Origin of the sequence: Caballeronia catudaia, from assembly GCF_001544755.2 — a bacterium.
Classification (GTDB): domain Bacteria; phylum Pseudomonadota; class Gammaproteobacteria; order Burkholderiales; family Burkholderiaceae; genus Caballeronia; species Caballeronia catudaia.
Genome location: NZ_FCOF02000001.1, coordinates 396,378 through 410,060, shown reverse-complemented (window position 1 = coordinate 410,060; position 13,683 = coordinate 396,378). Strand labels below are relative to the sequence as shown.

General features: G+C 63.9%; 12 protein-coding genes. 3 read left to right on the top strand and 9 right to left on the bottom strand.

Annotated elements, in window-relative coordinates; all coding sequences use genetic code 11:
- Nucleotides 1-38 precede the first annotated feature (38 nt).
- Entirely contained in the window at nt 39-605 is a 567-nt protein-coding gene (locus AWB75_RS01970) for an acyloxyacyl hydrolase (protein ID WP_061122371.1), read from the bottom strand.
- Between the two features lie 359 nt (nt 606-964).
- Here AWB75_RS01970 and rpoH point away from each other — a divergent pair, with 359 nt between their 5' ends.
- On the top strand, nt 965-1,900 hold the full coding sequence (rpoH, locus tag AWB75_RS01965) for an RNA polymerase sigma factor RpoH (protein ID WP_061122454.1): 936 nt from the start codon (nt 965-967) through the stop codon (nt 1,898-1,900).
- Nucleotides 1,901-2,028: 128 nt separating this feature from the next.
- Here rpoH and nagE read toward each other — a convergent pair whose 3' ends face one another.
- From nagE to AWB75_RS01940, 5 genes are all read right to left on the bottom strand, one after another.
- The gene (nagE, locus tag AWB75_RS01960) at nt 2,029-3,840 is read right to left on the bottom strand and encodes an N-acetylglucosamine-specific PTS transporter subunit IIBC (protein WP_061122370.1); all 1,812 of its coding nucleotides are present in this window, start codon (nt 3,838-3,840) and stop codon (nt 2,029-2,031) included.
- An 85-nt stretch (nt 3,841-3,925) separates the two neighbouring features.
- On the bottom strand, nt 3,926-6,514 hold the full coding sequence (ptsP, locus tag AWB75_RS01955) for a phosphoenolpyruvate--protein phosphotransferase (protein ID WP_061122369.1): 2,589 nt from the start codon (nt 6,512-6,514) through the stop codon (nt 3,926-3,928).
- A 12-nt stretch (nt 6,515-6,526) separates the two neighbouring features.
- Nucleotides 6,527-7,534, bottom strand: a complete 1,008-nt coding sequence (locus tag AWB75_RS01950; RefSeq protein ID WP_061122368.1) for an SIS domain-containing protein — start codon at nt 7,532-7,534, stop codon at nt 6,527-6,529.
- Nucleotides 7,527-8,630 carry an N-acetylglucosamine-6-phosphate deacetylase gene (gene nagA / locus AWB75_RS01945; protein WP_061122367.1) on the bottom strand — a complete coding sequence of 368 codons (1,104 nt, stop codon included), beginning with the start codon at nt 8,628-8,630 and terminating at the stop codon, nt 7,527-7,529. The genes AWB75_RS01950 and nagA overlap by 8 nt, the downstream gene beginning before the upstream one ends.
- Nucleotides 8,631-8,793: 163 nt before the next feature.
- Complete coding sequence (locus AWB75_RS01940; protein WP_061122366.1) at nt 8,794-9,528, bottom strand: GntR family transcriptional regulator; 735 nt, start codon at nt 9,526-9,528, stop codon at nt 8,794-8,796.
- A gap of 320 nt (nt 9,529-9,848) precedes the next feature.
- Here AWB75_RS01940 and AWB75_RS01935 point away from each other — a divergent pair, with 320 nt between their 5' ends.
- The gene (locus AWB75_RS01935) at nt 9,849-10,772 is read left to right on the top strand and encodes a bifunctional helix-turn-helix transcriptional regulator/GNAT family N-acetyltransferase (protein WP_061122365.1); all 924 of its coding nucleotides are present in this window, start codon (nt 9,849-9,851) and stop codon (nt 10,770-10,772) included.
- A gap of 66 nt (nt 10,773-10,838) precedes the next feature.
- Here AWB75_RS01935 and AWB75_RS01930 read toward each other — a convergent pair whose 3' ends face one another.
- Entirely contained in the window at nt 10,839-11,651 is an 813-nt protein-coding gene (locus AWB75_RS01930; RefSeq protein WP_061122364.1) for a MetQ/NlpA family ABC transporter substrate-binding protein, read from the bottom strand.
- A gap of 199 nt (nt 11,652-11,850) precedes the next feature.
- Here AWB75_RS01930 and AWB75_RS01925 point away from each other — a divergent pair, with 199 nt between their 5' ends.
- The gene (locus AWB75_RS01925) at nt 11,851-12,150 is read left to right on the top strand and encodes a YciI family protein (RefSeq protein WP_061122363.1); all 300 of its coding nucleotides are present in this window, start codon (nt 11,851-11,853) and stop codon (nt 12,148-12,150) included.
- Nucleotides 12,151-12,184: 34 nt separating this feature from the next.
- Here the strand turns inward: AWB75_RS01925 and AWB75_RS01920 are convergent, their stop codons facing one another.
- Nucleotides 12,185-12,775, bottom strand: coding sequence for an SCO family protein (locus AWB75_RS01920; protein ID WP_061122362.1), 591 nt, complete (start codon nt 12,773-12,775; stop codon nt 12,185-12,187).
- A complete protein-coding gene (gene cyoE, locus AWB75_RS01915; RefSeq protein WP_061122361.1) occupies nt 12,772-13,677 on the bottom strand; it encodes a heme o synthase in 906 nt (301 codons plus the stop codon). The genes AWB75_RS01920 and cyoE overlap by 4 nt, the downstream gene beginning before the upstream one ends.
- Between the last annotated feature and the right edge of the window lie 6 nt (nt 13,678-13,683).

The following is a 13,683-nucleotide window of genomic DNA, read 5'->3' as shown; positions in this document are numbered from 1 at the left end:
TTCCCCTTGTGTCGAGGAACCGATGGGCCGGCGCCTCGTCAGAAGTTGTATTGCAGATATAGCTGGCTGAAATTTATACCAGGATTCGGGTCTTTGATACCCGCGTTCGACAGATGCTGGTAGCGAAAGCCCGCCTGATAGCTCTGCTTCTCGCCGAAGATCATGCCGACGCCCACCACGTCCGAGAACTGGAATGCCGTCGATGTGGTGAAAAACGGCGTGATGCGCGCGTGCGAAAGCAGCCGCACGCCGACGCCGATCTCGATGAACGGCCGGAAGTATCCTGAACCCTTCACGAACCTCAGCATCGGCGTGACGCCGAATTCCCAGATATCCGGGTTGGTGGCGTAGTCGAGGGTGGAGTGCCAGTACGCCACATGCCCTTCGCCGAGCAGCGTGAAATGAAATCCGCCGATTTCCCACCACGTCAGATTCGGGTCCCAGACCAGGCCGAGGTCTGCTTTCTTGAAGTCGCGGTTGGATACACCGCCTCCGATCTGCACGCCGAACCGGTCGGCATGCGCCGCCGCCGACGCCATGCCGAGCGCCGCGCAAACGGACAAACGCAACAGCGGACGATGCCACGAAAGCTTGTTTTTATGCATGAGCACCCCATTTACTCGACGACGGGCGTGTTTCATCAAGGATGTTGTTGGCCGATTCTAGTGATCTTTTGACACATTTGCATGAATCGCAACAGCATGCCGCATTTTGTTGAATTTTCTTTCGCCGCAGCGCACAAGAGCAGTAACCGATTCGAAAGCGAGCCCCTAAACGGTACGTATTTCCCATCGATACGCAACAGTCTGTCCTATCGCTCCCGCAAATACGATAGTTTTTGTGGGAACTCCCACATTGCCCCTCGCTCTAACACTTAGCACTCGATGAACCAGAGTGCTAAGATCATGTCTGACTTCCGCCGCCGTTAAGCGGCACGCGAATTATTGATAAGGAGCTTATGAGCGTGACCAATGCGATGACCCTTCCGAATGTTTTGAGCTCGGCACCTGCCAAGGGATCTTCGGCAGGCGCGCTGACGTACGCACAATCGTCGATGCTGACCGGCCAGATTGGCAACATCGACTCATACATACAAGCAGTGAACCGCATTCCTATGCTGTCGCAGGCAGAGGAACGTCAGTACGCCACCGAATTCCGCGAACAGGGCAATCTGAACGCGGCGCGCCAGCTCGTGCTTTCGCACCTGCGCCTCGTCGTGTCGATCGCACGAAACTATCTGGGCTATGGCCTGCCGCACGCGGATCTGATCCAGGAAGGCAACATCGGTCTGATGAAGGCGGTGAAGCGCTTCGACCCGGAGCAAAACGTGCGCCTGGTGTCGTATGCGATGCACTGGATCAAGGCCGAGATTCACGAGTACATCCTGCGCAACTGGCGCATGGTGAAGGTCGCCACGACCAAGGCGCAGCGCAAGCTGTTCTTCAACCTGCGCAGCCATAAGAGCAGCCATTCGGCGTTCACGCCGGACGAGATCGAGGGTCTTGCCAGCGAACTGAACGTGAAGCGCGAAGAAGTCGCAGAGATGGAAACGCGCTTGTCGGGCGGCGACATCGCGCTCGAAGGTCAGGTCGAAGACGGCGAGGAAGCGTTCGCGCCCATCGCCTATCTGGCCGACTCGCACAACGAGCCGACCAACGTCATCGCCGCGCGCCAGTTCGACACGCTGCAAAGCGACGGCCTTGCCGACGCGCTCGAATCGCTGGATGAGCGCAGCCGCCGCATCATCAAGGCGCGCTGGCTCGACGTGCAGGACGACGGCTCGGGCGGCATGACGCTGCACGAACTGGCCGACGAGTTCGGCGTCTCGGCGGAGCGCATTCGCCAGATCGAGGCGAGCGCGATGAAGAAAATGCGTTCGGCGCTGCACGACTACGCGTAATCCTGCCGTCGCCGTAGCAGAAATTGGGAAGCCCGCCGTCGATGAGACAGCGGGCTTTTTCTTTGGCTCTGCGCACAAAGACAAACGGCGCCCGCGGGCGCCGTTTGCTTGAAACATCGACTACCGCATCACGCCGGCATCGGTGCGGCGCCGCCGCCGTTGGCCGACAGTCGCGTCGACAGTTGCGCGGCGTAACGCTGCGCCGCCGCGCCCACGACGATGTGGAACGTATCGGCCGAAACCCACGCCACGTCCAGCGAAGACAGACGCTGCTTATCCACCGACGACGGATCGCGCACGACCACGCGCAGGCGCGTCGCGGCGACTGCATCAAGTGACACGACATTGGTCGCGCCGCCGAACACAGCGAGCCAGCGGAACGGGTCCGGATCGAGCGGGCCGGGCGTCTGATCGGCGCCCGTTGCCGCCGCCGCAGCTTGTGCCGACGGCGCCGATTGCGCCGGCGTGGACGATGCCGGCGTCGCGCCGCGCGTCGACGAATGCTCGAGCTCGGTGCGGATTTCATCGGCGATCAGGTCCGCTTCCGGCCCGATGATCACCTGCACGTTGGTCGCGCCGCGCTTGAGCACGCCACGCGCGCCGATGCTCTTCAACTGCGCTTCCGACACTTTCTCCGTATCCGCCACAGACAAGCGCAGACGCGTCGTGCAGGCATCGACGAGCGTCAGATTGGACGCGCCGCCGAGCGCCGCGATGTACTTCGAAGCGCGCGTATTCGGCGCGGACACGGCCGCCGCGCCCGGAAGCGGCGGGATCAGGCCGCCGTCGACCGTGGTGTCGGCATCGGTTTGCGCGTCGGTCGTGGCCGGCTCGCGGCCCGGCGTCGCCATGTTGAACTTGCGGATGAAGAAGCGGAACAGGCCGTAATAGATGACGAAGTAAATCACGCCGATCACGAGCGCCAGCCAGCCGCGCTGCGACAGGCCGTAGTTCAGCACGTAGTCGATCGCGCCCGCCGAGAAGGTGAAGCCCAGATGGATGCCGAGCGCCGAGCAGATCGCGAGCGACAGGCCCGTCAGCACCGCGTGGATCGCGTAGAGAACCGGAGCGAGGAACATGAAGCTGTATTCGATCGGCTCGGTCACGCCCGTGAGGAACGCGGTCAGCGCCATAGAGAACAGGAGGCCGCCGACGACCGCGCGGCGGTCCTTCGGCGCTTCATGGAACATCGCGAGACACGCAGCCGGAAGGCCGAACATCATGATCGGGAAGAAGCCGGTCATGAAGCCGCCTGCGGTGGGATCGCCCGCGAAGAATCGATGCAGGTCGCCATGCACCACCGCACCGCCGCCGACAGGCGTGTACGAGCCGAACACGAACCACGCGAGCGAGTTGATGATGTGATGCAAGCCCGTGACGAGCAGGATGCGGTTCAGCACGCCGAACACGAAGGTGCCGAGTGCGCCCGCCGTCGTGAGCCAGTTGCCGGCCGTGTCGATTGCGCCCTGCACCGGCTGCCAGACATAGCCGAATACGATGCCGAGTATCAGACACGCGACGCCCGTGACGATCGGCACGAAGCGCTTGCCGCCGAAGAACGCCAGATATTCGGGCAGCTTGATGTCCTTGTAGCGGTTATACAGATAGCCGGCCACCATACCGGCGATGATCCCCGACAGCACGCCCATGTTGAGCTTGTCGTTGATGTCCTTCATCACGGCCACTTCGATGAGATAGCCGATCGCGCCGGCGAGGCCCGCCGTACCGTTGTTGTCCTTCGCGAAGCCCACCGCGACGCCGATGGCGAAGAGCAGCGGCAGGTTGGTGAAGATCGCGTCGCCTGCGTCGGCGATCATCTTGATGTTGAAGACATCGGGCTGGCCGAGACGCAAAAGCAGGCCGGCCACCGGTAGCACGGCGATCGGCAGCATCAGGGCACGGCCCAGGCGCTGCATCTTTGCAAACGGATTGGCGTCCATCGGGTTCTCCAAAAATATAAGTCTTGTCGTTACTGCTTCGGGATTTGCTGAAAAGTTTCCACGAACTCAGCTGCGGGACGGACGGTTAGTCCTGCGGCCAGATTTCGCGGCTTGCCGCTCTTACTGCCTGTGCCGATTCGAGCGCGAGGCAGTCCTCGGCGCGCTGACGGCAAAGCTGGTAATCGAGATTGCGCACGCGCGCCTTGATGCCGGGCACCGACACCGGATCGACCGACAACTCGGTCACGCCCAGGCCGACGAGCAGCGGCGCCGCGACCGGATCGCCACCGAGCGCGCCGCACACGCCAACCCACTTGCCGTGCTTCTCCGCGCCCTGCACCGCCGCTTTGATGAGACGCAGCACGGCCGGATGCAGGCCGTCGGACTGCGCGGCGAGATCGGGCTGGCAGCGGTCCATCGCGAGCGTGTACTGCGTGAGATCGTTGGTGCCGATCGAGAGAAAGTCCGCGTGCTTCGCGAGCTGATCGGCAAGCAATGCCGCCGACGGCACTTCGATCATCACGCCGACTTCGATCGGCTCGGTGCGGCCGGCCTCACGCGCCAGTTCGTCGATGCGCTTTCTAAGGCGCTGCAACTCGCCGGAATCGGTCACCATCGGCAGCAGGATGCGCACGGCGCCGAGCGGCTTCACGGCGAGCAGGCCGCGCAATTGATCGTCGAGCAGATCGGGACGCACTTGCGCGAGACGGATGCCGCGCAGGCCGAGCGCGGGGTTTTCCTCGGGCGGCAGCGTCAGATAATCGACTTCCTTGTCCGCGCCGACATCGAGCGTGCGGATGATCGCGGTGCGGCCCTGCAACGCATCGACGATGCCCTGATAGCTTTGCGCGTGCTCGTCGACCGTCGGCGCCGACTGGCGATGGATGAACAGCAGTTCCGTGCGCAACAGGCCGACCGCGTCCGCGCCGTTTTCGACGGCGGCCTTCGCGTCGTCGAGCGTCGCGATATTCGCGGCGACTTCGATCGCGCGGCCATCTTTCGTCGATGCCGCTTCCCGCGACAGCTTGCGGTTCGCCTCGCGCACGTTCGCGAGACGCTCGCGTTCGGCGCGCGCGCGCTCGACGTCGACTTGCGTCGGCGCATGCTCGAAGCGGCCCGCCGAGGCATCGACGACGACTTGCGTGCCCTCGGGAATCGCGTGCAGCGCATCGCCGATCGCGACGAGCGCCGGAATGCCGATCTGACGCGCGATGATCGCCGCATGCGAGGTCGCGCCGCCTCGCGCCATCACGAGCGCGGTGACGCGCGTGCGGTCGATCGACGAAAGATCCGACGGCGTGAATTCCGTCGCGGCCAGCACCGCTTCGGCCGGCAGTTCGCGCGCCGCCGTATTGGTGAGACCGAGCGCGCGAAGCACGCGCTTTTCGATATCGCGCAGATCGGCCGCGCGCTCGGCGAGCAGATCGTCCTGCACGTTCGAAAGCAGCGCGATCTGCGCGCGGATCGCCTCGCGCCACGCGAAGCCCGCGCTCTTGCCGAGGCTGATCAGATCGCGCGCGGCATCGACGAGCGTCGGGTCTTCTAGCAGCACGCGATGAACCGCGAAAATGCCCGCTTCGCCGACCGCGCCGCGCTGCGACGCCGTGCGCACGGTTTCGCCGAGTTCGGCGTCGACTTGCGCGATGGCTTTATCGAGCGCACGGCTCTCCGCCGCCGATGATCCGCTCGCCTGTTCGGGCGGCACGATCTCCTGATCGTCCCAGCGCACGAGCTTGCCGACCGCGATGCCCGGCGACGCGCACACGCTGGCGAGCGTGTTCGGCGGCAGCGGCCCGCCCGATGCGGCCGCCTTCGCGAGCGGCGCCGGCGACTTCTGGCGCGCGGGCGTCTCTTCGACTTCGCCGTGCGCGGCGCGCAGCAATTCGACGGCGACCGCTTCGACCGCTTCCTGCGCCTGCGAGCCGATGCCCACCAGTTCGATGGTCGCACCTTCGCCCGCACCGAGACCGAGCAGGCCGACGACGCTTTCCACAGGCGCCTTCTTGCCTTCGTAACGCACTTCGACTTTCGCGTCGAAACCGCGCGCGGCTTCACGCGCCCGCGCGGCCGGACGCGCATGCAAACCGCCCGCGTGCGCCAATGTGAGACTGCGGCGAGCCTCTTCCAGCACGACCGCGCCGCTGCGCGCCGATTCCGCCTTTTCGCCGTGCTTCGCGCGCAGAACGAGCAGTCGCGCGCCCGCTTTCAGCGCGCCGCGGCCGGCGCGTTCGGTGACGTCGAAGGCATCGCCGTTCGCGATCGCGATCACCGAGACAAGGCTCGGCGCATGCTGCGCGACGTAATCGGCGTTGAATTCGATCAGCGGCTGACCGGCGCGCACCGTCGCACCCTGCTCGACCATCGGCGCGAAGCCTTCGCCGCCCAATTTGACCGTGTCGATGCCGATATGCACCAGAATCTCCGCACCTTCCTTCGTGCGCAGCGTCACCGCGTGATGCGTGCGCGCGAGATGCGTGATGGTGCCGTCGCAGGGCGAAACGAGCACGTTGTCGAGCGGATCGATGCCGATGCCATCGCCGAACATGCCTTCGGCGAACACGGGATCGGGCACATCGGCGAGCGGCACGATGGGGCCGGTGAACGGCGCGAGCAACACCACGTCGTTCGGGTTATCGATGGAATGATTCAACAGGGACTCCTCGGCACGGCGCATCGGCTATCTCACTCAATGGGTTTCGGTGACCTTATTCAGGTGGCGCGGCGCGTCGGGATTGCGCCCGCGCGCGGCGGCCAGACCCGCGGCCATCACATAGAACGAAAGGATTGCGGCGATCGGATCGAGCGCCGGATGATCGGTCGCGACGAGCGGCAACTCCGCTTGCGCGACATCCCCGGGCGCTGCGAGCAGCACGCGCGCGCCGCGTGCGCGCATGTCTGCTGCAAGCTGGACGAGGCCCGCCTGCTCCGGCCCGCGCGGCGCGAACACGAGGAGCGGATAGTCCTTGTCGATGATTTCCATCGGGCCGTGACGCACTTCCGCGCTGGAGAACGCTTCGGCCTGGATGCCCGAGGTTTCCTTCAGCTTGAGCGCCGCTTCCTGCGCGATCGCGAGACCGAGACCGCGCCCGATCACGATCATGCGGTCGACGTCCTTCAGTTCGCTCACTGCGCGCGTCCAGTCGAGCTTGCCCGCGGCGCGCAGCGCATCCGGCAGCGACTTCAGCGCGTTGAGCAGTTCGACGTCGCGCTGAACGTGCGCGATCACGATGGCCGACAGCGACAGCATCGCGATATAGCTCTTGGTCGCAGCCACCGACAGTTCCGGCCCGGCAAGCAGCGGTAGAAAGTATTCGCACGCGCTTTCGAGCGGCGATCCGGTGACGTTGACGGCCGCGACCGTGAACGCGCCGGCTTCGCGCAACGCCTGCATCGTGCCGACGAGATCGGGGCTCTTGCCCGATTGGGAAAACGCGACGGCGAGCTGGCCCGACACGCGCAACGGCGCCTGCTGGAGCGTCGCGACCGACATCGGCAGCGAGGCGACCGGCACGCCGATGCGGCTCATCGTCAGGCTTGCGAAATAACTGGCGGCGTGGTCGGAGCTGCCGCGCGCGACCGTCAGCGCGACATTGCGCGGCTGCTCCTTGAGCTTGTCCGCGAGCGCTTCGATGCGCGAGGTATCGGCGAGCTGGGCCGCGACGACGTCGGCGGACTCCAGTGCCTCGTTAAGCATATTCGACAATTGATTCTCCTTCGACATACGTTGCGGTCAGCGCGTGGTCCCGATCGAGCACGACGAGATCGGCCCATGCGCCGCGCGCGATGCGGCCGCGATCTTCGAGCCCGAGATAGTCGGCGGGATAGCGCGACAGACGATTCGAGACGTCCGCGAGCGGAATGCCCAGCGAGACGAGATTGCGCAGCGCCTGATCCATCGTCAGGGTGCTGCCGGCGAGCGTGCCGTCCGCGAGACGCACGCCGCCCATGCATTTGGTGACGTGCTGGCTGCCGAGGCGATATTCGCCGTCGGGCATGCCGGCCGCCGACGTGCTGTCGGTCACGACGTACAGACGCGGGATCGCGCGCATCGCGGCGCGAATGGCGCCCGGATGCACGTGCAGCAGATCGGGGATGAGTTCGGCGTATTCGGCATGCGCCAGCGCGGCGCCGACCATGCCGGGGTCGCGGTGATGCAGCGGCGACATCGCGTTGAACAGATGCGTGAAGCCGCGCGCGCCGTGCTTGAGCGCGTTGACGGCGTCGTCGTATGTGCCGAGCGAATGACCGAGCTGCACGCGCACGCCGCGCGCCGCCATCTCCGCGATGATGTCCAGATGCCCGGAAATCTCCGGCGCGATCGTGACGACGCGGATCGGCGCGAGTTCGAGGTACTTCAGCACTTCATCGCGCACCGCGACGGCGGCTGCGTCCGGTTGCGCGCCGAGCTTGCCCGGATTGATATACGGGCCTTCCAGATGCACGCCGAGCATGCGCGCGCCGCCCGCCGCGCGTTGCTTCGCCTGTTCGCCCAGGCCCGCGACGACTTGCATCAGTTCGTCGCGCGGCGCGGTCATCGTGGTGGCGAGCAGGCTCGTGGTGCCGTGCTGCGCGTGCTGACGCGCGACGGTGTCCGCCGCGTCGCCGCCCTCCATGATGTCGCGCCCGCCGCCGCCGTGCACGTGAAGATCGATGAAGCCGGGCAGGATGTATGGCGCGTCGTTCGCGAGCGGATCGGCGATATGGCCTTCGAGCGCCGTCACGCGGCCGTTCTCGAAGCGGACGGTTCCGTGGATCCATCCGTCGGTCGTGAGTATGTTTCCTTTCAGCATGAAGTTCTCTGGAAGTACGCGATGCTTGGGTGAGGTTCAGCGCCGTCCGCGCCGTGCTGCGAGCAGGCTTTCGTTCGAAAGATGCGAACGGCTTCCTTGGGTCCTCTGGTTCTGTTTTCCGCTCTCGTGATGCTCTTTGCGTGAAGCGCGTCTGTGCCGACGCTTATCGATGCAGCTCTGCGACGAAGTCGTAGTAGTCGTCGCGGCAGTAGGTGTCCGTCAATTCGATCGCGCGCTGATCCGCCGAATAGCCGATGCGCGTAATCACGAGCAGCGCCGCGCGCGGCGCCACGCCCATCAGCCGCGCGATGTCCGCGCCCGCGTTCACCGCGCGGAAATGTTGCAGCGCCCTTACCACCGACGACCCGTTGTCCTCCAGATAGCGATAAAGCGATGCGCCGATCGCCAGCGGGTCCGGCACGACGGCGACAGGCAAGGCGGAATGCTCGACCGCCATCACGATGCCGTCAGCGCGCCGCAGACGTCTGAGGCTTGCAACGGCCGCGCCCGGTGGCAGACCCAGACGCACGGTTTCGTCGCGATTCGCTGCGCGCAGTCCGCGATCTAGCCAGATCGAGTCGGGCCTGAAGCCGCGCTGTTCCATCTTCCGGGTGAACCCGGTCAGCCGGGACAGCGGATCTTCGACGCGCGGCGTGATGAAATTGCCCGCGCCGCGCACCCGCCGGATCAGCCCCTGCTCGACGAGCAGCGCGATGGCCTTTCTCGCCGTGATGCGCGATACGCCGACTCCCTGCGACAAAGTGCGCTCCGAAGGCAGCGCCTCGCCAGCCGTCCAGTTGTCTGCATGAATCGCCGCAGCCAGACGCGAGGCCAGTTGAAGATAAAGCGGCGTATCGCTTTGCGCGTCAGGCCTCAAAGGCTCCCAGCGATGGTCCAAAGAACGCCCTCACGTCTAAACTGGAGCCCATTATATAACCAACATAATACCAGTCAATTCTAAGACGCGACTTGAGAACAAACGTCAAATTACTATAAAAATCAATATGTTGACGCGCTTTTAATGCGCTCAATGCAACAGCCTTCGCCATCGGGAATTACCCGCATGGACGATCCAGTTGCCAAACTGGTTCCCTTGATTGCCAACATACCCACTTTTCGGGCATTTTCGTATTCGCACGGTCGTGCTTCTTTGGCACAATGTACGCATTAGTTCGGAATCAAAATTAAATTTCAACAAAACTTTGAGAGACTCACGCGATGGGCAGTTCTGATCCGGGCCGGGCCGTCGAAGCGGTACGCCGCTTCAACCGTTTTTATGCACGCCATACGGGCGCGCTTCACGAGCGGCTGCATAAAAGCTGCTTTTCGCTGACTGAAGTGCGGATCCTGCACGAGCTGGCGCACGGCCGCGCCGCCACGGCAGCGGACCTGTCACGCAATCTGGGTCTGGACACGGGCTATCTGAGCAGGTTGATCAACAACTTCCAGAAACTCGGCCTGGTCATACGGCGAAAGAATGAGGCGGACGGCCGCGCGCATCTGTTGCGGATCACGGCCGAGGCAAAAGCGCAGGTCGACGAGATCGACCTTCACGTTTCCGCCGAAACCGCCACGCTGCTCAAGCGGCTGACCGCCGCCGAGATCGATCAGCTTTGCACTGCGATGGCGGACGTCGAGCGACTGCTCTCACCGGTGCACACCGACGGCGAAACGAGGCTGCGCGTGCCACGCGGCGGCGACTTCGGCTGGATGATCGAGCGCCATGCGCATCTCTACTCCGGCGACAAGCCGAAGCTCTTCAGTGAGGCGTATGCGGCGCAGTTGGTGTCGGGCTTCCTCTTCGCGATGCAGGTGAATACGCCGCGCATCGCGTGCTGGGTCGCGGAACAGACCAATGCCACACGCGTCGGCGCGGCCATACTCACGGCGGAATCCGAGCGTCGGGCACGCATCGAACTGCTGTTCGTCGAGCCGGGCGCGCGTCGGCGCGGACTCGGCGGGCAGCTCGTCGCGGCATGCACGAACTTCGCGCACGGCGCGCGTTATGACCAGGTGACCTGCCGGCTCGAGGCATCTCAGGAAGATCTCTGCGCGTTGTTCCTGCGAACCGGTTTCACCGCTACGCAAGACGGGCCGGGCATCCTGTGGCAAAAAGAGCTGCAGCCGATTTGCGTCGACTGAACTGCCGCACCATTGAAAACGGCGCCCCGAGGGGCGCCGTTGAAGCTACCGTGCGAGATCGCTCTCTCAGAACGAAGGCACGACCGAGCCCTTGAACTCGCTCTTGAGAAACTGACGCACGTCTTCGGACTGGTAAGCCGCGACCAGCTTCTTCACCCACGGCTGATCCTTGTCCTTCGCGCGCACGGCAATCAGGTTCGCGTACGGGCTATGAACGTCCTCGAGCGCGATCGCATCCTTCGTGGGCTGCAGGCCTGCCGCAAGCGCGAAGTTCGTGTTGATCGCGGCAACATCGACATCGGCGAGCGTGCGCGGCAATTGCGCGGCGTCGAGCTCGACGAGCTTGACCTTCTTCGGATTGTCCGCCACGTCGAGCGCCGTCGCGTTGTTGCCGTTCGTGCCGGCGCCCGCCTTCAGCTTGATCACGCCCTGGCTTTGCAGCAGCAGAAGCGCGCGATTCTCGTTGGACGGATCATTCGGCACCGCGACCTTCGCGCCTTGCGGCAAGTCTTTCAACGACTTCAGCTTCTTCGAGTACACGCCGAGCGGCGAGATGTAAGTGAGACCGGCATTCACGATCTTATAGCCGCGCTGCTTGATCTGGCTGTCCAGATACGGCTGATGCTGAAAGCTGTTCGCGTCGAGATCGCCGGCATCGAGCGCGGCGTTCGGCTGAACGTAGTCGTTGAACTCGATCACCTTCACGTTCAACCCTTCGCGCTTCGCGACCTTCTGAACGACTTGCCAGATCTGCGCATCGGGGCCGCTGATGGTGCCGACCTTGATGACCTTGTCATCGGCGCGAGCGGCGAGGCTCGTGAACAACGAGGCGGACGCCGCGACCGCGGCAATGGCTTTGAGCAAATTTCTGCGCTGCATGGTGTTCCTGTTTCGATGCGTTCTTGCCGCGGGATTCCAGTTTCGTCTTCGGTCAGTGATACGAACCAAGGCGACGGATATTCGCACAGCGTCGGTGCGAGGGTAAATACAGAATGTTCATGTGAATATCACTCGCGGCAAGGGCGGATAAAATCGGCGGAACGCCACACTTTTTCGCACGCCGGAGGCCACGCTCGCCATGTATGTGATCAATCTGCGCTATACCGGCGCGCTCGCCGAAATCGATGACGCGCTCGACGCGCATCGTGTCTATCTCGAACGTTATTTCGCGGCGGGCGTGTTCGTCGTCGCGGGGCCGAAGGTGCCGCGCGAAGGCGGTGTCATTCTGGCGTCGGGCATCGAACGCGAGCGGCTCGATGCGATCATCGCGGAAGATCCGTTCGCGAGACAGGGACTCGCGCACTACGACATCATCGAATTCAAGGCGACGCGGCTCGCGCCGGGTTTGAATCTGCCCGAGCCGTCGCTGGATAAGTAAATTGGAGAGCGGCCCTTGTTGGCCGCTGCCTCGATCAGTCGACCAGCAGCTTCAGGTCGTGAACCCACGGATCGACGCCCTGCCCGTCGCGTGCGAAGAGACGCAGCTTGCCGTCCTTGTCGAACACGTAGCTTGCAGCCGTGTGGTCCATCGTGTAGTCGTCGGGCGTCTTGCCCTGCGACTTCGCGTAGTACACCCGAAAGTCCTTCGCGATCTGCGCGAGCTGTGCATCGTTGGCCGGCCGCAATCCGATATACGACGGGTTGAACGCCGCCACGTACTGACCGAGCAGTTCGGGCGTGTCGCGCGCGGGATCAACGGTGACCATCAGCACCTGCACGTCCTTCGATTTGTCGCCGAGCTGCTGCATCGCTTGGGAAAGCTCGGCGAGCGTCGTCGGGCAGACGTCCGGACAATGCGTATAGCCGAAGAACAGCACGACCGCACGGCCCTTGAAGTCCGCGAGCGTGCGCGTCTTGCCGTGCGTGTCGGGCAGCGAAAAATCGGCGCCGAACTGCTTGTTGCCGGTGATGTCGAGATTCTTGAAATCGGGTGCTTTCTCGCACGCGGCGACCAGAGCCGCCACGAACAACAGCGCAAAGATGCGACGAAGAGCAGCCGTCATGCGCCAATCACCGTGCGCACATAATGATCGACGAGCAGCGCGCCGAACAGCAGCGACAGATACACGATCGAATAGCGGAAGGTCTTGCGCGCGAGCGCGTCCGAGTAGTCGCGGTACATCTTCCACGCATAACCGATGAACACCGCGCCGAGCGCGATCGCACTCGCCAGATACACCACGCCGCTCATGCCGGAGATATACGGCATCAGCGTGACGGCGAACAGGACGAGCGTGTACAGAAAGATGTTGAGCAGCGTGTATTTCTCGCCGTGCGTGATCGGCAGCATGGGCAGGCCTGCGTTCTCGTAGTCCTTGCGGCGATAGAGCGCGAGCGCCCAGAAATGCGGCGGCGTCCACACGAAGATGATCAGCACGAGAATCCACGCGTCGCCGGGCACCGTGCCCGTGACGGCCGCCCAGCCGAGCGCCGGCGGCATCGCGCCGGACGCGCCGCCGATCACGATGTTCTGCGGCGTGTAAGGCTTGAGCAGCAGCGTGTAGACGACCGCATAGCCGACGAACGTGGCGATGGTGAGCCACATCGTGAGCGGATTCGTGAACGTGTAGAGCGTCCACATGCCGATGCCGCCCAATATCGCCGAGAAGATCAGAATCTGCGTCGTGGTGATCTGCCCGCGCGCGGACGGGCGCCACGCGGTGCGGCGCATCTTCGCATCGACTTTCTGTTCGACGAGGCAGTTGATCGCGAAAGCCGCGCCGGCCAGCAACCAGATGCCGACCGCGCCGCCGACCAGCTTGTCCCACGGCACCATGCCGGGCGTGGACAGAAACATGCCGATGACAGCGCAAAACACGGCGAGCTGCGTGACGCGCGGTTTCGTCAGCGCAAGATATTGCGAGACGCGGCTGCCGAGGTGGGAATGGAGTGTCGTGCTATCCATGGGAAT